Origin of the sequence: Sandaracinus amylolyticus (assembly GCF_021631985.1) — a bacterium.
GTDB lineage: Bacteria > Myxococcota_A > Polyangia > Polyangiales > Sandaracinaceae > Sandaracinus > Sandaracinus amylolyticus_A.
The window spans coordinates 10688160-10705677 of the sequence record NZ_CP070225.1 but is presented as its reverse complement, the minus strand read 5'-3'; the positions used below and the strand labels follow the sequence as shown (position 1 = coordinate 10705677).

Annotated in this window: 16 protein-coding genes; 7 read left to right on the top strand and 9 right to left on the bottom strand. The window is 72.9% G+C overall.

Going from position 1 to position 17518, the window contains the following annotated elements; all coding sequences use genetic code 11:
* Position 1 precedes the first annotated feature (1 nt).
* Positions 2 to 2755 carry a PAS domain S-box protein gene (locus tag I5071_RS45495; protein ID WP_236519728.1) on the bottom strand — a complete coding sequence of 918 codons (2754 nt, stop codon included), beginning with the start codon at positions 2753 to 2755 and terminating at the stop codon, positions 2 to 4.
* A 128-nt stretch (positions 2756 to 2883) separates the two neighbouring features.
* On the opposite strand from I5071_RS45495, the gene I5071_RS45490 reads away from it, so the two are divergent.
* The 3 genes from I5071_RS45490 (at position 2884) to I5071_RS45480 (ending at position 5856) form a co-directional block, all read left to right on the top strand.
* Positions 2884 to 3768, top strand: a complete 885-nt coding sequence (locus I5071_RS45490; RefSeq protein ID WP_236519726.1) for a hypothetical protein — start codon at positions 2884 to 2886, stop codon at positions 3766 to 3768.
* Between the two features lie 72 nt (positions 3769 to 3840).
* Complete coding sequence (add, locus tag I5071_RS45485) at positions 3841 to 4962, top strand: adenosine deaminase (RefSeq protein ID WP_236519725.1); 1122 nt, start codon at positions 3841 to 3843, stop codon at positions 4960 to 4962.
* Between the two features lie 129 nt (positions 4963 to 5091).
* The gene (locus I5071_RS45480; RefSeq protein ID WP_236519724.1) at positions 5092 to 5856 is read left to right on the top strand and encodes a TatD family hydrolase; all 765 of its coding nucleotides are present in this window, start codon (positions 5092 to 5094) and stop codon (positions 5854 to 5856) included.
* 233 nt (positions 5857 to 6089) lie between these two features.
* Here I5071_RS45480 and I5071_RS45475 read toward each other — a convergent pair whose 3' ends face one another.
* On the bottom strand, positions 6090 to 6227 hold the full coding sequence (locus I5071_RS45475; protein WP_157069623.1) for a hypothetical protein: 138 nt from the start codon (positions 6225 to 6227) through the stop codon (positions 6090 to 6092).
* Positions 6228 to 6341: 114 nt separating this feature from the next.
* Between I5071_RS45475 and I5071_RS45470 the strand changes: the two genes are divergently transcribed.
* Positions 6342 to 7214, top strand: a complete 873-nt coding sequence (locus tag I5071_RS45470) for a tRNA threonylcarbamoyladenosine dehydratase (protein WP_236519723.1) — start codon at positions 6342 to 6344, stop codon at positions 7212 to 7214.
* Here I5071_RS45470 and I5071_RS45465 read toward each other — a convergent pair.
* Positions 7204 to 7728, bottom strand: a complete 525-nt coding sequence (locus I5071_RS45465) for a hypothetical protein (protein ID WP_236519722.1) — start codon at positions 7726 to 7728, stop codon at positions 7204 to 7206. The two genes, I5071_RS45470 and I5071_RS45465, sit on opposite strands and share 11 nt — an antisense overlap.
* Positions 7729 to 7762: 34 nt before the next feature.
* Positions 7763 to 8497 carry a hypothetical protein gene (locus I5071_RS45460; RefSeq protein WP_236519721.1) on the bottom strand — a complete coding sequence of 245 codons (735 nt, stop codon included), beginning with the start codon at positions 8495 to 8497 and terminating at the stop codon, positions 7763 to 7765.
* Between the two features lie 40 nt (positions 8498 to 8537).
* Here I5071_RS45460 and I5071_RS45455 point away from each other — a divergent pair, with 40 nt between their 5' ends.
* On the top strand, positions 8538 to 9059 hold the full coding sequence (locus tag I5071_RS45455; RefSeq protein ID WP_236519720.1) for a phosphatase PAP2 family protein: 522 nt from the start codon (positions 8538 to 8540) through the stop codon (positions 9057 to 9059).
* A gap of 66 nt (positions 9060 to 9125) precedes the next feature.
* Here the strand turns inward: I5071_RS45455 and I5071_RS45450 are convergent, their stop codons facing one another.
* Positions 9126 to 10451 (bottom strand): hypothetical protein, encoded by a 1326-nt coding sequence (locus I5071_RS45450; protein ID WP_236519718.1) that lies wholly within the window; start codon positions 10449 to 10451, stop codon positions 9126 to 9128.
* Between the two features lie 370 nt (positions 10452 to 10821).
* Positions 10822 to 11556: a hypothetical protein gene (locus I5071_RS45445; protein ID WP_236519717.1), complete on the bottom strand. Its 735-nt coding sequence runs from the start codon at positions 11554 to 11556 to the stop codon at positions 10822 to 10824.
* Positions 11557 to 11692: 136 nt separating this feature from the next.
* Here I5071_RS45445 and I5071_RS45440 point away from each other — a divergent pair, with 136 nt between their 5' ends.
* The gene (locus tag I5071_RS45440) at positions 11693 to 13981 is read left to right on the top strand and encodes a TonB-dependent receptor (RefSeq protein ID WP_236519716.1); all 2289 of its coding nucleotides are present in this window, start codon (positions 11693 to 11695) and stop codon (positions 13979 to 13981) included.
* 5 nt (positions 13982 to 13986) lie between these two features.
* Positions 13987 to 15240, top strand: a complete 1254-nt coding sequence (locus I5071_RS45435) for an RCC1 domain-containing protein (RefSeq protein ID WP_236519714.1) — start codon at positions 13987 to 13989, stop codon at positions 15238 to 15240.
* 20 nt (positions 15241 to 15260) lie between these two features.
* On the opposite strand, the gene I5071_RS45430 is transcribed toward I5071_RS45435, so the two are convergent.
* The 3 genes from I5071_RS45430 to I5071_RS45420 form a co-directional block, all read right to left on the bottom strand.
* Entirely contained in the window at positions 15261 to 15878 is a 618-nt protein-coding gene (locus I5071_RS45430; protein ID WP_236519713.1) for a hypothetical protein, read from the bottom strand.
* Complete coding sequence (locus I5071_RS45425) at positions 15875 to 16777, bottom strand: peptidylprolyl isomerase (protein WP_236519711.1); 903 nt, start codon at positions 16775 to 16777, stop codon at positions 15875 to 15877. The genes I5071_RS45430 and I5071_RS45425 overlap by 4 nt, the downstream gene beginning before the upstream one ends.
* A gap of 109 nt (positions 16778 to 16886) precedes the next feature.
* Entirely contained in the window at positions 16887 to 17516 is a 630-nt protein-coding gene (locus tag I5071_RS45420; RefSeq protein WP_236519710.1) for a CoA transferase subunit B, read from the bottom strand.
* Between the last annotated feature and the right edge of the window lie 2 nt (positions 17517 to 17518).

Genomic DNA, 17518 nt, shown 5'->3' with positions numbered 1-17518 from the left:
CTCATCCTACCGTCGCGAGCGACGCGACGGCGGCGATCAGCGCGTCGGGCTCCACCGGCTTCGGGATGTGCACCTGGTACCCGGCGGCCAGCGCGCGCTTGCGATCCTGATCGCGCGCGAACGCCGTGAGCGCCGCGGCCGGCACCGCGATGCCGCGCCGGCGCACCTCCTCGATCAGCGCGTACCCGTCGCGCTGCGGCATCCCGATGTCGCTCAGCAGCACGTCGAAGGGCGCGCGCTCCATCACCTCGAGCGCTTCGTCCGCCGACGACGCGGTCGACACGTCGGCCTCCGCGAGCTCGAGCACCTGCGCGATCACGTCGCGCGCGTCGGGCTCGTCGTCGACCACCAGCACGCGCACGCCGCCGAGCCGCCGCAGCGCATCGGGCCCTCGCCGCGCGCGCTCCGCCGCCGGCGTCGCCACGACCTCGCGCGCCTCCGCGGGCAGCACGATCGCGAAGCGCGCGCCCTGGCCGACGCCCTCGCTCTCCGCGCGCACGGTGCCCCCGTGCATCTGCACGATCTGCTGCACGATCGCGAGCCCCAGCCCGAGCCCGCCGTGGCGTCGCGTCGTCGTCTGATCGGCCTGACGGAAGCGCTCGAAGACGTGCGGCAGGAACTCGGGATCGATCCCCTGCCCGCTGTCCGCGACCGCGATCTCCACCTCGCGGTCGCGCGCCGAGATCGACACCTCCACGCGCCCGCCGCGCGGCGTGAACTTGATCGCGTTCGAGAGCAGGTTCCAGATCACCTGCTGCAGCCGCGCCGCGTCGCCACGCACCCGCGGCACCGGCGAGTCGAGCACCGTGCGCAGCGTGATGTCCTTCGCGCCCGCGGCCACGCGCAGCGACTCGAGCGCCGCCGCGACCACCGCGCTCGGATCGAGCGGATGCACGTCGAGCACGAGCTTGCCCGCGATGATGCGGCTCATGTCGAGCAGATCGGCGATCAGCGTCGCCTGCAGCTGCGCGTTGCGCGTGATCACGTCGAGCCCGCGCTCGAGGCGCGCGCGATCCTCCGGACCGCTCCGCAACAGATGCGCCCACCCGAGGATCGCGTTCAGCGGCGTGCGCAGCTCGTGCGAGATCGTCGCGAGGAATTCGTCGCGCATCCGGCTCGCGCGCTCGGCGTCCTCGCGCGCGCGCCGCTCGCTCTCGAGCAGGCGTGCTCGCTCCTCTTCCGCACGCTTGCGCTCCGACACGTCGAGCGTGACCGCGCGCAGCACGACGGGCCGTCGTCCCTCCGGCGTGTCCTCGAACGTCGTGCGACCGCGCGACTCGAGCCAGTGCATCTGCCCGTCGGTCCCGAGCACGCGCGTCTCGTCGAAGTACACGCCGTCGCCGCTCGGGTCGAGGCTGCGCTGGAACGCGTCGCGCGACTTCGCGACGTCGTCGGGATGGAGCCGCTGCAGCGCCTCGTCGATCGTCGTGTCCGGCGTCGCGCCCCACAGGCCCAGCATGCGCTCCGACCACCGGAGCGTCGCGGTGGTCGCCCAGTACTCCCAGTCGGCCGCGCCCGATGCGTCGATCGTCAGCCGCCACCGCGCCTCCTCGCGCAGCCGCTCCTCCTCGCGCTCCTTGCGCGCGCTCACGTCGATCACGGCCCCCGTCGCGCCCACGAATCGCCGCGCGTCACCCTTCCCCGCGAACTCCGAGCGCCCGCGCGCCAACACCCAGACCACGTGCCCGTCGGGACGCACGAAGCGGTGCTCGCTCTCGAACACTCCGTCGCCCCGGGGATCGACGGCGTGCGCGATCTCCTGCATCACGCGGGCGCGATCGTCGGGATGGAGCAAGCGCTCGATCACGTCGATCGTGATCCGGTCGCAGTCCTCAGGCACACCGACGATGCGACGGAGCTCGGGCGACCAGCAGCTGCTCTTGTCCTCGCGCACCTCGAAGGTGCCGAAGCCCGCCGCGCTCGCGGCGAGCCGCAGTCGCTGCTCGCTCTCGCGCAGCGCGCGCTCCACGCGCTTCGCCTCGGTCGTCTCCCACACGACGACGTTGATCGCGACCACCTCGCCGCTCGCGTCGTCGCGCAGCGGGAAGAAGCTCTCGACCCAGGTCCGCTGCACACCGGGCTGCGCCGGCGTCTCGCCCTCGAGCTCGACCCGCAAGATCGGCTCGCCGGTCTCGAGCACGCGCCGCACGAAGGGCTCCGCTTGCTCGGCGACGGCAGGCAACAGATCGCGGGCGCGCCGGCCGATGTGCTCCGCCACCGGCAGGCCGTTCATCTCCGCGAGGCGCTCGTTGATGCGCACCCACCGCATCTCGCGATCGATCACGCAGAGCCCGATCGGTGCGGTGCGATAGGTGGCCTCGAGCTCCGCGGCGCGGCGCCTCGCCTCCGCTTCGCTGCGGCGCAGCGCCTCCTCGCTCTGCTTGCGCGCCGTGACGTCGACCGCCGAGAGCACCACGTACGCGACCTCGCCGTGATCCTCGCGCACCGGGACGAGCTGCAGGTCGATCGAGACGAGACGGCCTCCCGCGACCCGCACGTCGACGTCGAAGCGCACGTGCTCGCCGCGCGCCGCGCGCTCCGTCCCCTCGCGCACGCGCTGCACCACCCGATCGTCGTAGGTGAACCAGTAGGCCTCCCAGGCCTTGTGCCCGATCACCTCCTCGGGCCGCCTCCCGGCGCTCTCCAGCGCGGCGCGATTCACCTCGACGAGCGTTCCGTCGCGCTCGATCACGCCCGCGAACGCGAGCAGCGCGTCGAGCACGTTCCGGATGTCGCGCTTGGATCCTCCGCTCAATCGCACCTCGTCCGTGTGCGCATCTCCGTCCCGCTCCGCGTGACGCAAGCCCGGGACCGAGTGGCCCGCGGCGTTGCTTGCACCACGTGCACCCCCACCCCATGTTCCGCGGCTCGGACCACCGAACCATGACGACCACGAAGTTCCCCCACCTCGCGTTCGGCACCCCTCGCAAGCTGCCGCGCGCGAGCGAGCTGGCGGGGCGCGTCGTGGTGCTCGACATCGCGTTCGCCGCCGAGGGCTCGGGCGCGAGCTTCCAGAAGGTCACGAAGAAGCTGATCGACGGCCTCGGCCCGCGGCTCGCGATGTGGATCGATCACCACGATCACGTGCTGCACGAGCAGTTCCGCAGCGATCCGCGCTTCGTGCTCGCGACGAAGGCGCAGCACGGTGCTTGCCCGGAGATGGTCACGCCCGAGCGCGTCGCACAGGCGGGGCCGATCGACACGATCTGCTGCCACATCGACTTCGACGGGCTCTGCTCGGCGGCGAAGTGGATCCGCGGAGGCGTCGAGCCCTACGAGGGCGCCGACGACGACGCGCGCGCGATCGACACCCGCATCGGCACGCCGAGCGAGCGCGCGCTCCTGATCGATCGTGCGCTGCGTGCGCGCCCGCGCGACGACGCGATGAAGGGCCTCGTGGTGCGCTTCCTCGCGACCGGCGCGACCGACCGCGAGCTCTTCGAGCCGATCCGCGCAGCCGCCGACGAGCTCCGCGCGCTCGAGGACGAGGCGCGCCGTCTCGCGAAGGCCTACGAGATCGAGCGCGACGTCGCGGTCGTCGACGCGCGCGACGCGAAGACCTACTACGACAAGACGCTGCTGCTGCTGCTCGGCCAGGAGCGCGCGCTCATCTCGGTCGTGCACGACGAGACGACGGTCACGGCCGCCGCGCGCTTCGACAGCGGCGTCGACCTGCTCGCGCTGCTCGGCCTCGAGGGCGGCATGCCCACGCGGGTGAGCCTGCCGCGAGATCGGCTCGCCGACGTGCTCGCCAAGCTCCGGCGCTGAGCCCCGGACCGCGACCGAGTGGAGACCCGGTACTACGGTTGATCGCCAGGGGGCGTGGTGCTACACGCCCTTATGGCACTCCCTCTCTCGTTCTTCGAGCGTCTCCCCAAGACCGACCTGCACGTCCACCTCGACGGGTCGCTGCGTCTGGAGACGATCCTGGAGCTCGCGGAGCAGGACGGAATCCAGCTCCCGGGACGTACCCCTGCCGAGCTCGCGAAGGCGATGCACCTCGGCGAGAACACCGGTTCGCTCGTCGAGTACCTCAAGGCCTTCGACGTCACCCTCAAGGTCCTGCAGACCGAAGAGGCGCTCACCCGCGTCGCCTTCGAGCTCGGCGAGGACTGCGCGAAGGAGAACGTGCGGTACATGGAGGTGCGCTACGCGCCCATGCTCCACACGCGCAAGGGCCTTCGCCTCACCACCGTCGTCGAGGCCGTCCTCGAGGGCCTGTGGCAGGCGAAGGAGAAGTACGGCATCGAGTCGAACGTCATCATCTGCGGCATCCGCAACATCTCGCCGCAGAGCTCGCTCGAGATGGCGCAGCTCGCCGTCGCGTACAAGAACCGCGGCGTCGTCGCGTTCGATCTCGCGGGCGCCGAGTACGACAACCCCGCGAAGCATCATCGCGAGAGCTTCCAGCTCGTCCGCGACAACAACATCAACGTCACGATCCACGCGGGCGAGGCGTACGGGCCCGAGTCGATCCACCAGGCGATCCACGTCTGCGGCGCGCACCGCATCGGCCACGGATGCCGCCTGCGCGAGGACGGCGACCTGCTGCACTACGTGAACGATCACCGGATCGCGCTCGAGTGCTGCCCCAGCTCGAACGTGCAGACCGGCGCGGTGCGCGACCTCGCGACGCACCCGATCAAGCTCTACTACGACCTCGGCCTGCGCGTGACGGTGAACACCGACAACCGGCTGATCACCGACACCACGGTCTCGAAGGAGCTCTGGCTCTGCCACACCCAGCTCGGCATGACGCTCCCCGAGATCAAGCGGATGATCCTCAACGGCTTCAAGGCGGCGTTCCTCCCGTTCCACCAGAAGCAGTCGTTCCTGCGCCGCATCGCGCGCGAGCTCTCGGCGTTCCCCGACGACGAGGCCGCGGTCCTCGCCTCGGAGCCGGGGCTGTCCGCGACCATCGTCCCCGAGGTGGCCCAGCCGGCGACGCACGACGTCGCTTGAGCTTCGGGAGGGGTCTTGGAAGACCCCTCCCCCCGACCGGCGGAGCCGGATCGGGTCCCCCCGCCCCAAACGCTGCGCGCGGGGCCCCAGCCCCGCTTGCTCTCGTTCGGGTGCGTCTCCGGATCGTCGATGGCGCTCTTCGACTCGCACTGCCACCTCGACGCTCCTGCGCTCGAGCCCGATCGCGACGACGTGATCGCGCGGGCGATCGAGCGCGGCGTCGACGGCGTGCTGGTCCCCGCGGTGTCGCCGGATCGATGGGACGCGCTCGCCGCGCTTCGCGCGCGCTGGAGCGCGGTGCGGATCGCGATCGGCGTCCACCCCTACGTGCTCGCGTCGTGCGCGGTCGACGACGCGCTCGCGACGATGGAGGCGCGCGCGAAGGCGCTCGGCGCGGTCGCGATCGGCGAGTGCGGCTTCGATCGCCGCGTCGCGATCGATCTCGCGCGTCAGAGCGAGATCGTCGACGCGCACGTCGAGATCGCGCGCGCGCTCGAGAAGCCGATCGTGCTGCACGTGGTGGGCGCGCACGGGCTCGCGCTCGAGCGCATGGAGCGACATGGGCCGCTGCGCGCGGGCGGCGTGGTGCACGCGTGGAGCGGGCCCGCCGAGCTCGTCGCGCGGTGGGTCGCGCTGGGCTTCTCGATCGGCATCGGGCCCGTCGTGACGTGGGCGCGCGCGCGGCGCGTGAAGGAGAGCGCGCGCGTCGTGCCCATCGAGCGGCTCCTGGTCGAGACCGACGCGCCCGACGGCCACCTCGAGGGCGCGACGCGCGGTGAGCCCTCGGACGTGGACGAGGTCGTGCGCGCCGTCGCCGCCGAGCGAGAGGTGGGCGCGCAGGAGTTGCGCGTCGCCACGTGGGCCAACGCAATCCGCCTCTTCCGCCGTGCGTGACACGACGACGAGCAAGCGGGGCTGGGGCCCCGCGCGCAGCGTTTGGGGTGGGGGGCCCCGATCCGGCTCCGCCGGTCGGGGGGAGGGGTCTTCCAAGACCCCTCCGGCAGCCCAGCGTTTGGGGTGGGGGGCCCCGATCCGGCTCCGCCGGTCGGGGGGAGGGGTCTTCCAAGACCCCTCCGGCAGCGGAGCGCAGAACGTGCGCGCGGCGCATCGCGTGCGCCGCGCACGCCTCAGCTCGCGAGCCCCACGAGCGCGTAGACGAGGCCCAGGACCATCGAGATCGCCACGAAAACCAGGCCCGGCGCGGGCAGCGGGGCGACCGGAGCGGTGGCGGCGGTGACCTGCGGAACGTGCTGGCGCGACTGCATGGAGCATCGATTGAGCAGCTTCCATGCCCGCGGTGCTCCCCCGACGGTCACACCTGCACGCACGTACGGGCCGCGGGAGCCTCTCGGCGCACCACTGCTATTCTGGGCGCCCTCATGCCGTTGCCGTTGGTCTCCGCCTCGAACGACTCGCTGCCCTCCACCGACCTGCGCACCGAAGAGGCGCCCGAGTCGACCTACAAGACGCATCGCCGCTTCGATCGCGCGGCGCGCCTCTTCAGCGAGCCGGGGCTCCATCGTTTGACGGGCGCGCGCGTCCTCGTCTTCGGCATGGGCGGCGTCGGATCGTTCGCCGCCGAGTCGCTCGCGCGCAGCGGCGTCGGGCACGTCACGCTGATCGACTTCGACGACGTGTGCGTGACCAACACGAACCGTCAGCTCCACGCGATGCGCGGCAACATCGGCAAGCCGAAGGTGGAGATCATGGCCGAGCGCCTGCGGCTCGTGAGCCCGAGCGCGACGATCGAGCCGGTGCGCCGCTTCTATCGCGAAGAGGACGCGGACGAGCTGCTCTCGGGGCGCATCGACTACGTGATCGACGCGATCGACAGCATCGCCGCGAAGGTGCACCTGCTCGCGACCTGCGTGACGCGCGGCATCCCGATCGTGTCGTCGATGGGCGCCGCGGCGCGCATCGATCCCACCCGGGTGCGCACCGCCGATCTCGCCGACACCGAGGTGTGCCCGCTCGCGCGCGACGTGCGCCGCCTCATGCGCGTGAAGCACGGCATCGAGGTGAAGCGCGGAAGGCCGATCGGCGTGACCGCGGTGTACAGCGAGGAGACGCCGATCGCGCCCGCGCCGGTCTCGTACGACGAGGGCCAGGGCTTCGTGTGCGTCTGTCCCAACAAGGACAACGGGATGTACACGTGCGAGAAGCGCGCGCGCATCGACGGCTCGGCGTCGTTCGTGACCGGCACGTTCGGGATGGTCGCGGCGAGCGTCGCGGTGCGCGGGCTCATCGGCTGATCACCAGCGACATCGTGCCCGACGTGGTCGCTCGCTCGGGCGCGTCCGCGTTCTCCTCCGCGGCGCTCATCAGCACCACCACGACGGTGTAGTCGCCGGGCTCGGTGAGCGCGCAGGGCAGCGGCGCGACCGCGTCGATCGAGCTGCCTCCCCGGAGCGAGGGCTCGAGCGCGAGGCGGCGCGGCTCGGCGTTGCCGCAGCCCCGGACCAGGAGCGCGCCGCGCATCACGCTGAGCTGCGCCCACGTCGGGCCGACGAGGATCGGCTGGATGCTGCGGTTGCGGATCTCGAGCTGCACCAGGTACGCATCGCCGCTCGGGATCGGCGGGACCGGGGATCGGCCGTGCACGCGCAGGGCGAGATCGTCGGCACGCGCCGGCCGCGCATGGACCGTGGGTGTGATGGGCCGGGGCGCATCGTCGCCTCGCGGCTTGCCGGTGGTGTCGCCCGTTGCCGCGCCCCCGCCGCACGCGACGAGCGAGAGCGCGAAGATCGTCAGGGTCCGCGTGCGCACGCCTCGTGGTGTGCACGTCGCTCGCCAATCCGATTCAGGGCACGAGCGCGCGCACCTCGTCGAGCGCCTCGTCGCGACCCTCGACGTCGCCGGCGACCGCCTCGAGCTCGCGCAGGATCTGCGCGACCGCATCGACGTCGTCGGCGAGCTCGGCCGCGCGCGCGCGACCGACCAGACAGCGCACCACCGCCGCTTCGTCGTCGAGCCCGCGCCACACCTCGATCGCGCGGGCGTACTCGGCGAGCGCCGCGCTCGCGTCGGGGCGGGCCAGCGCGACATCGGCGCGCAGCTCGATCGCGAGCGCGATGCCCGCGTCGTCGTCCTCGTCGCGCGCGCCCGCCTCGGCGTGGGTCAGCGCCTCGTCGGCGCCGTCGAGATCGCCGGCGCGCAGGCGCGCCTCACCGAGCGCGAGCCAGGTCTCGGAGCCGCTCGACCCGCGCAGCGCGATCGCACGCTCGAGGAACGAGGTCGCGCTCGACGGCGCCCGGGTCGCGAGCTCGAGCTCCGCGCGATCCTCGAGCAGGTCCGCGAGCAGCTCGGGAGACTGCGACGCGAGCGCGATGGCGCGATCGGAGAGCGATCGCGCGTCGCGCTCCAGGCCCTCGGCGCGCGCCGCGATCGCCGCGAGGCCGAGCGCTTCGGCGCGCACCTCGTCGCGCCCTTCGGTCCGCGCGATCGCGGCCTCGAGCATCGCTCGGGCATCGGCGTGACGTCCTTCGTCGAGCGCGTCGTGCGCGGCAGCGATGACCCGGTCGAGCTCGTCGTGCATCGCGCGAGCCTCGCACAGAGAGGGCGCGTAGAGTGCGCCCGTGGACGCCGAGCTGCTCGTCGCGATCAACGACCTCCGATCGCCCGCGCTCGACGCGGCGCTCGGTCCGCTGGGAGAGCACGGCTACCTGCTCTATCCCGCGTTCCTCGTCGCGCTGCTCGTCATGCGGCGGCGCGCGGTCGCGACCACCACGCGCGACGGCCTGCTCGCGTTCCTGCTCGCGCTCTTCGTCACCGAGACGTTCCTCAAGCCGCTCTTCGCGCGGCCGCGCCCCACCGCGATCCCCGAGATCCTCGCGCAGCTCGAGGTGCTCGGGAGCGTGCCCGGCGCGCGCTCGTGGTCGATGCCCTCGGGCACCGCCGCCGCGTGCGGCGCGGGCGCGGCGTGGATCTGGAACCGCCTCGGATGGCGCGCCGGGCTGCCCGCCGCGATCATCGCGGTGCTCGCGTGCTTCGCGCGCCTCTACGCAGGCGTGCACTGGCCGACGGACCTGCTCTTCGGCGCGACGCTGGGGATCTTCATCGCGCTCGGAGTGGACCGGTTCTCTCGCTGGGCCGGGTGATCTCGAGCGGCGTCTGCCACCTCGCGACGGGGCCGCGCTTCGCGTTCGCGCCGATGTCGGTGCGCGTCAGATCCCGCAGCGCTGCTCGAGCTGGGCGCGGTCGCCCTCGCTCAGCTCGAAGCCTCGCTCGGGGTCGAAGCGCACCTGCACGTCGAGCGGCTCGACGTGGTGCTCGCCATTCCAGCGACCCGACACCCGCGCGTGGGTGCCCGACCAGCGCTCGCACTCGACGAAGCGCGCCGCGCCGGGGCCGCTCACCTCGAGCGTCGCCCGCGTGCGATCGACCGCGACCACGTAGCCCTCTCGCTCGTCCTCGGTGCCGAGGCCCAGGGTGCTACCCGCGGCGATCGTCAGCGCGTGGTGCCGCAGCCCGTGCGGCGTGTCGGTGATCACCCAGAGCGCCTCGCGCCATGCGCCCGATGGCGAGCCACCGTCGGTCTCGTCGATCACCACGCCGAGCGCTCCCGGGGCGAGCGCGGCGACGTCGAACACTCGCAGCGGCTCGGGCGGTCCGAGCCCGACGTCGAAGATCGGCGTCGCGGTCGTCCGCCCGGCGCGCGTGATCACCAGCGCCGACGGCCACCAGACCGTCGTCCACGGACGAACGTCACCGCAGCTCACCGCGCGCACCACCACGTCGCCCTCGCGCACCGAGCGCACCGTGGGCTCGCAGCGCTCGTCGTCGACGTCGCGTGACGGAGCCAGCGCGGCGTCGCGCAGCGCAGGCGGACGCTCCGGCGCACGCACGAGCGTCTCCCAGCGCCCGCGCTCGGCGCGCATCCCGCCGCGCGCCGGATGCACGACCCCCTGGAGCGCGCTCCCGGTCCGTCTCCGACGCTCGTCCTCGAGCCGCCACGTCTCGAGGCGCCCAGCGTCGCCGTCGAGCCACATCGTGCACGCCGCGCCACCGCGGTCACACCAGAGCGAGCTCGCGCGGCGCGGCGCGGCGAGCTCGAGACACGGCGCCGCCTCGGCGTCGGGGCACACCCACGTCGCGCCGTCGATCGTCACGAGCCTGCGCCCGCCCGAGCCGAGCAGGGTGTCGACGTGTGCGCGCTGCACCGCCGCCACGAGCGCCGCGACGTCCCAGTGCGGCTCCGAGGTGCGCGGCCAGGATCGCGCGAGCCAGGTGTCGAGGGTCACGTCGCCGTCGCACGCGATCACGTGCAGCCGCAGCGCGTCTCCCGCGCCGCTGCGCTCGACGACCTGCACCGCCGCATCGTCTCGCCCGGGTGCCGCGCGGGCCCAGGCGGTCGCGGCCTCGACCTCGGGGTCGGGCGTCACCGCGCGAGCCGGCGCGGCCTCACCAGGGCTCACTGGCTCGACGGCCCCGGTCTCCCCGCCACACGCCAGCACGGCGAGCGTCACGACCGAGAGCCATCCACGTCGCATCGGCGCCATCCTCCCACGGCTCGTGCGACGCGACCGATCGCGCAGGGGCTCTTCGCGATCGACGCGACCCGTACTTCCGATCGCGCAGGGCCTCTTCGCGGCCGGCGCGACCCGTACTTCCCATCGCCCAGGGGCTCTTCGCCACCGACGCGACCCCTGCTCGCCGGCACGAAGGGGCTCCCGCGCCGGGCGCGACCCCTTCTCCCGATCGGCGCGACCCCTTCTTCCGACCGCGAAGGTGCTCGTTCCGACTCCGTCGGGGCTCTTCGCGACTCCGCAGGGGCTCTTCCGGACTGCGCCGCCCCTCTTTTCGACCGCTTCGAGTGTGCGGAACGATTGGAGATTCCGGCGCAGTCCCAGGATCGAGACGTCAGCAGTCGGCGAGCAGCGCGCCGAGCTCGCGATCGTCGCGGCACGCGCGGCGGATCAGCCCGCGGAGGGCCGACCACTTCACCTTCTGGGCGCGCACCGCCGCCGCCTCGCGCGCCGTGGCCTCCGCGGCGCGCGGCGAGTTGCGCCCGCTCGCCGCGACCTCGGCCGCGTCCTCGCCGAGCGCACGCAGCGCCGCGGCGTCGAGCCCGCGCGCGCCGAGCGCGCGGACGATCCGGGGCCGCGACGCCAGCGTCTCGCACAGCGCCGCGAGGCCCTCGGCGCGCGTCGGAACGTCGCTCCGCTCGACGCGCTCGATCTTGCGGATCGTCGTCGCCTCGGACTCGGTCGTCGGCTCCACCGGGACGTCGTGGGTGCGCATGCGGTAGCGGGCGAACGAGAGCTTCGCGAGGAACGTCGCGTCCTCGCGGTGGCCCGCGACCTGGAGGTCGTGCGCCACCGCGGGCAGCGTCGCCGCGAGATCGTCCTCGCGCTCCGTGACGTCCGCCGCGCTGCGCGCGCGCCCCGCGCGCTCGACGTGGTGCTCGGCGAGCTGCGCCTGCTGCTCGCGATCCGCCGCCTTGGCCTCGTCGCCGTGCCGGATGATCTCGTCGAGATCCGCCTCGGTCAGCCGCGCGCCCCGCAGCCACGCGCTCCCCTTCGCCTTCAGCGCGCGCGCAAGCTCCGCACGCTTGGCGATCCGCGGTGTGTACCAGTCCGCGACACCCTTGGTCATCGCTCTGCCCCTCCTGATCGCGCGCCGGGCCCCACCCCGGCGCATCGAGGCTCGGCTATCACGCGGGCCGATGTCGCGAAAGGTGTCGCGCGAAATTCCATGCAACGCGGAGCGGGGTGCCGGCCACCAAGGCCCCGTGCCGCTCCGATCGCTCGTGCTCTGCGCGCTCGCCTCGGTCGTCGCGCTCGCCTCGCCCGCGAGCGCGCAGGAGACCCGCGTCCCACCACGGGTGCTCGAGCTCCCCGAGCTGGTCTTGCCCGACGGCGCCGCGGTCTCGGAGCTCGAGCTGGTGGTGGTCGTCGCGATCGACGGCAGCGCGCAGCTCGAGGGCTGCGCTCACGACGCGAGCGTGTGCGACGCGGCGCGCGACGTGATCGCGCGGGCGCGCTTCGAGCCGGCGCGCGTCGGTGATCGCGTGGTCGCCGCGCGCACCCGCGTCGTGCTGCGAGCGCGCCCTCCGGAGGTCGAAGCGCCGCGGCCCGACGGGCCCGACGAGCCCGAGGCCGAGCCGGCGGTCGAGCCCGTCCCATCGAGCGAGCCGCTCTTCTCCGCGCGCGCCCGCGCTCCCTTGCCCGCGGGCACCCGTCGCTTCGAGCTCGCCGAGATCCGCGACGTCCCCGGGGCGTTCGGCGATCCCTTCCGCGCGCTCGAGGCGATGCCCGGCGTGACCCCGGTCGCCACCGGCGTGCCCTACGTCTACGTGCGCGGCGCGCCGCCCGCGAGCTCGCTCTACGTCTACGACGACCTGCCGCTCCCGATGCTCTTCCATCTCGGCATCGGGCCCGCGGTGATCCATCCGCGCATGCTCGGCCCGGTGCGCCTGCACGCGGGCGTCGCGCCGGCGCGCTACGGGCGTCACCTCGGCGGCGTGATCGTCGGCGAGGGGCCCGAGGCGCGCGACGTCGATCGGGTCGCCGGCGAGGTCGAGCTCCGCCTGCTCGACGCCAACGGGTACGTCGAGACGCCGCTCCTCGGAGGCGAGATCATGGGCGCGCTGCGCATCGGGTATCCGGGGCTCGTGCTCTCGCTGATCACCGACGAGGCGGAGCTCTTCTACGGCGACTACCAGCTCCGCGGTCGCATCCCGCTCTCGTCGCGCGAAGAGCTGCGCCTCGTGTGGATCGGCTCGTTCGATCAGCTCGTGCTGCGCAGCGACGAGACCACCACGACGACGACGGTGCAGTTCCATCGCGGCGAGCTGCGCTTCGTGCGCAGGATCGGCGCGGGCGCGGAGCTGGGCCTCGCGCTCCGCGCCGGGTTCGAGGAGAGCTCGATCGGCACCGACGATCCGAACGCGCTCTCGCTCGCGATCGCCGCGACCACGATCGGCCCGCGCCTCTGGCTCGCGCTGGTGGAGGGGCCGGTGCGGCTGCGCATCGGCGCCGACGCGATCGGCTCGTTCGGACGCTCGGTGCCCCCCGCCAACGTCGACACCTTCGATCCCTTCCGATACGACGGCGTGTTCTCGACGAGCGCGGTGCGCAGCACGTCGGGCGCGTTCGCCGAGCTGATCTGGGCGATCGATCCCACCTGGTCGATCGAGGTCGGTGGTCGCTTCGATCTCTGGACCGCGGGAAGCTACGCGACCGGCGCGATCGATCCGCGGCTGCGGGTGACCGCGCGCGTGCTCGACGCGCTCGAGCTCCACGTCGGGGGCGCGATCGTGCGACAGCCCGCGACGTTCCTGGTGCCGCTGCCGGGCGTGGCCGACGTGCCGATGCTGCGCGGCCTCCAGACCGCCTATCAGGCGGAGGTCGGCGCGCGCTACGAGCACCCGCTCTTCGAGGCGGAGCTCCAGCTCTTCGCGCATCGCTACGAGGCGCTGGCGTTCGTCGACTTCTTCCTGCTCGCGGCGAGCACGCAGGAGGTCTGCGCGCGCCCGGGCGGTGGATGCCAGCGGATCGACGGAGTGCCGCGCACCAACGGCACGTCGTGGGGCGGCGAGCTCTTCGTGCGGATGCCGCCCTCGAACGAGATCCCGGTGAGCGGATGGGTCAGCTACACGCTCGCCTGGAACGAGGTCGAGGAGATCGCGGGGATCGCGATGCGTCCGAGCTACGACGTGCGGCACCTGCTCAACACCGTCGTGCAGTGGCACGTCGTCGAGGGCTTCCACGCGGGCGTGCGCCTGCTGGTGCGCAGCGGCGCGCCGCGCGGCGTGTTCTACCGGGACGACGTCGGCGCGACGCAGCGCCTCGAGCGCGAGCTCGACGCCTACGCGCGCCTCGACGTCCAGCTCTCGTACGCGTGGGACGCGGGGTGGGGCCGCATGCGCGTGTCGCTCGACTGGCTCAACGCGAGCTTCTCCGAGGAGCCGATCGCGCTCTCCTGCACGAACGACGACACCGGCCCTCCCACCGACTGCCGACAACAGAAGACGCCGCCGATCGTCGGCCCGAACCTCGGCCTGCGAATCGAGCTCTGACTGCCATGCTGCGAACTCCGACACTCTTGCTCACGACGCTCGCGCTGGGCTGCAGCTTCGAGCTGAACAATCCGACTCCGCAGCACGACGCGGGCCCCGGGGAGATCGTCTGTGGCGAGGAGACCGAGTGCGTGCTCGGCCAGCTCGCGACGGGGCAGCGTCACACCTGCATCGTCGTGGGCGAGGACGCGCTGTGCTTCGGCGACAACGCCCATGGCCAGTCGCGCCCCGAGCTCCGCGACGTGATCGCCGCGATGGGGCCGGTCGATCAACGGGTGGATTCTCCCGGCGGACTGCCGAGCTTCTCCGCGGGCATGGCGCACACCTGCGCCACGTACTGGGGATATCCGATCTGCTGGGGGCGCGCGGACATCGTGGGTGGCGCGCCGAGCCCGCGTCTCGTGTCGCGCAGCGACGGTGTGTGGAACGGAATCCAGACTGGCACGCTCCATCAGTGCTGGACCCAGGACACGTTCGACGAGACGCACACTCCGCAGCGTCAGGTGATGTGCAGTGGCGCGTGGGATGGAGCCCGGTTCGGCGTGGCCGCGCCCGAGCCGGTCGCGATCGAGCTCCCGGTGGCCCAGCACGCGTGGGTCGGCGTCGTGCACGTGGGCGGGTTCCGGACGTGCACCGGCGTGTTCGATCCCGACGAAGTGCGCGAGCAGACGTGGTGCTGGGGCGGCGTGCCGCCCGAGGGGCCGTGGGAGGACGGCGCGTGGCGCGAGGCACCGCACCCCGAGCCGCTCGCGGATCGCGGGATCTCCGCGCTCGGTGCGACCCACGCGTGCGCGATCCCGTTCGACGGGAGGGACCACGAGTCGGCCGTCGAGTGCTGGGGCGAGAACGATCACGGCGAGCTCGGCGTCCCGCCCGGCGAGGAGACGCCCGACGCGCGGGTGCGCGTCCCCTTCGAGCTCCAGACCCCTTCGCGGGTCTGCGTGGGCGGCGAGGTGCGGGTCGACGACGGCATCGTGTCGTACGGCGCGTCGCACACCTGCGCGGTCGACCAGCTCGGCGTCGTTTGTTGGGGCTCCAACGATCGCGGCCAGTCCGGCGCACCGCCGAGCGAAGGCGCCCTCTCGCCCCGTCGCGTCGAAGGGCCCACCCAGATCACCGCGCTCGCATGCGGCGGCGCCCACACCTGCGCCACGACGCTCACGAACGAGCTCTGGTGCTGGGGCGCGAACGATCACGGCCAGCTCGGCTCACCGCCGTCCGAGCCCCTCGCGCCCCACCGCGTGACGTTGCGCTGGTGAGCTCGAGGGGCGGGGAGAGCTCAATGAGGCGGGGTGGCCGCGATGCCCTCGCGGGCGATGCGGCTCATGCGCGAGGCCCACTCGATCGCGAGCCGCACGGCATCGAGGTCCACTTGATCGAGCACCATCGCGATCGTCGGCCTGCGCGGATCCTGCGCGCGCACCATCGCCGCGAACGCACCGCTCGCGAGGAGCAGATCCTGGATCTCGCGATCCTCGATCCAGCGCACGCATCCCGCGGGCACGCTGCCCTGCTCGACCTCGAACACCGTGCGGAACTCCTCGGTGCCGACGCGCTCGAGCTCGCCCGCGTCCTCCGGCGGCTCGCGCCACACGATCGCCGGCGCGAGCCGATCCGCGGCGTCGAAGGTCACCTCGAGCAGCGCTCGCGCGCTCGCCGTGTCGTCGGCGAGCTCCGAGCCCGAAGCACGCAGGATCCAGGTCGCGTCGTCCTGCTCGCCGTGGAGCGAGAGCCGTCCGTCCTCGCCGACCCGCAGCTCCGCGTCGAGCAGGAGCGCGAGGTCCTCCCAGCGCGTGCGCTCGTCGCGCAGGCGTCGATGCTGCTCGAAGCGCACCGCGCCGTAGGCCGCAGCGAGCAGCCCCACGAGCGCGAGCGCGACGAGCAGCACCGTGATCATCGCGCCGGCGAGCCTTCAGCGCGCCGGGCAGCGCCCGGCGCCCCGGGAACGGAGCCTGCCGGGCGCGCGCCCGCGCCCTCCGCGATGCGCGCGCTGCGGATGTAGTCGAGCTCCGGGAAGTCCGCGCGCAAGTAGGTGTTGCCCTCGCGCTGGATGCGCGCCTGGGCCGGGCCACGACCGCTCGGCGCGCCCTCGCCGTAGCCGCTGTAGAGGCGATCGACGGTCGCCATGTCGAGCACGCGACCGAAGGGCGCGAAGCCCATCCCGTCGAGCCGCGAGTTGTCGACGAGGTTGATGAAGAACTGCGTGGTGCGCGAGCCGGGGCCCGCCATCGCGTAGCTCACCATGCCGCGCGTGTTGTGCTGCACGACCGGATCGTCGGGGATGTTCGCGCGCTGCCACGCGGCCGCGACCGTCGGGTTCCCGTGGATGCCGCCCTGCGCCATGAAGCCGTCGATGACGCGGAAGAACGCGACGTCGCCGAAGAACCCGGCGCGCACGAGGTTGTAGAAGCGGTCCGCGCCGTTCGGCGCCCAGTCGCGGTGCACCTCGATGCGGATCGGGCCCTCGGTGGTGTCGAGCTCCGCGACGAACACGTCGGGCGCACGCTCGGTGAGCTGCGAGGGGTTCATGAGGCGCGGATCGATCGCCGCCTGGGGCTGGGCCTGCACCTCGACGACCGGCGGCGCGCCTTCGGGTCGCGCCGGGCCCTCGATCTGCACGGGCCGCTCGCGCGCGGGCACCTGCTCGTCGCGCTGCTCGCGGTCCTCCGCCGCGACGCGCGAGGGCCGGAAGCTCGGCTCGTCCTGCCCACCACAGCCCGCGAGCGCGAGCAGCGCCGCGATGCTCACGAGGCGCGGCAGCGCCGCGAGCCGTCCGAAGTTCGTTCCACGATTCACGGTGATCACCCGACCGGAGATAGCAGACCCGGCGCCGGGTCGCCTTGCAACAGCGGGGCGCTGCACCGCGATGTAGGCGCGCCGCGGCCGGGATCACCTCGAGCAGGGATCAGCCCGCGAGCGGGGCTCCGGTCTTCGCGCGCAGCTCCTCGATCGTGACCCCCGGCGCCATCTCCACGACGCGGAACCCTTCGCGGGTCACGTCGATCACCGCGAGCTCGCTGATGACGCGGTTCACGCAGCCCTTCGCGGTCAGCGGGTACGTGCAGCGATCGACGAGCTTGGGCTCGCCCTCCTTCGTGACGTGCTGCGTCATCACGAGGATGCGACGCGCACCGCTCGCGAGATCCATCGCGCCGCCGATGCCCATCACCTTGCCGCCCGGGATCGCCCAGTTCGCGAGATCACCGTTCGACGCGACCTGCATCGCGCCGAGGATCGCGAGGTCGACGTGACCACCGCGGATCATCCCGAAGCTCAGCGCGCTGTCGAACGTCGAGCCGCCGGGCACGACCGTGACGGTCTGCTTGCCCGCGTTGATGATCTGCGAGTCCTCTTCGCCCTCGTAGGGGAACGGGCCCATGCCGAGCAGGCCGTTCTCGCTGTGGAACCAGACGCCGAGCTCGTCGGGCAGGTAGTCGGCGACGAGCGTCGGCAGTCCGATGCCGAGGTTCACGATGCTGCCCGGCTCGATCTCGCGCGCGGCGCGCTCGGCCATCTGCTCCTTCGTCCACGGCATCG

Excerpts from the sequence above, each read along its gene's own strand:
- add (WP_236519725.1), top strand. The coding sequence starts at position 3,841 with ATGGCACTCCCTCTCTCGTTCTTCGAGCGTCTCCCCAAGACCGACCTG.
- I5071_RS45475 (WP_157069623.1), bottom strand. The coding sequence starts at position 6,227 with ATGCAGTCGCGCCAGCACGTTCCGCAGGTCACCGCCGCCACCGCTCCG.
- I5071_RS45460 (WP_236519721.1), bottom strand. The coding sequence starts at position 8,497 with ATGCACGACGAGCTCGACCGGGTCATCGCTGCCGCGCACGACGCGCTC.
- I5071_RS45445 (WP_236519717.1), bottom strand. The coding sequence starts at position 11,556 with ATGACCAAGGGTGTCGCGGACTGGTACACACCGCGGATCGCCAAGCGT.
- I5071_RS45435 (WP_236519714.1), top strand. The coding sequence starts at position 13,987 with ATGCTGCGAACTCCGACACTCTTGCTCACGACGCTCGCGCTGGGCTGC.
- I5071_RS45490 (WP_236519726.1), top strand. The coding sequence starts at position 2,884 with ATGACGACCACGAAGTTCCCCCACCTCGCGTTCGGCACCCCTCGCAAG.
- I5071_RS45420 (WP_236519710.1), bottom strand. The coding sequence starts at position 17,516 with ATGCCGTGGACGAAGGAGCAGATGGCCGAGCGCGCCGCGCGCGAGATC.
- I5071_RS45430 (WP_236519713.1), bottom strand. The coding sequence starts at position 15,878 with ATGATCACGGTGCTGCTCGTCGCGCTCGCGCTCGTGGGGCTGCTCGCT.
- I5071_RS45470 (WP_236519723.1), top strand. The coding sequence starts at position 6,342 with ATGCCGTTGCCGTTGGTCTCCGCCTCGAACGACTCGCTGCCCTCCACC.
- I5071_RS45450 (WP_236519718.1), bottom strand. The coding sequence starts at position 10,451 with ATGCGACGTGGATGGCTCTCGGTCGTGACGCTCGCCGTGCTGGCGTGT.
- I5071_RS45480 (WP_236519724.1), top strand. The coding sequence starts at position 5,092 with ATGGCGCTCTTCGACTCGCACTGCCACCTCGACGCTCCTGCGCTCGAG.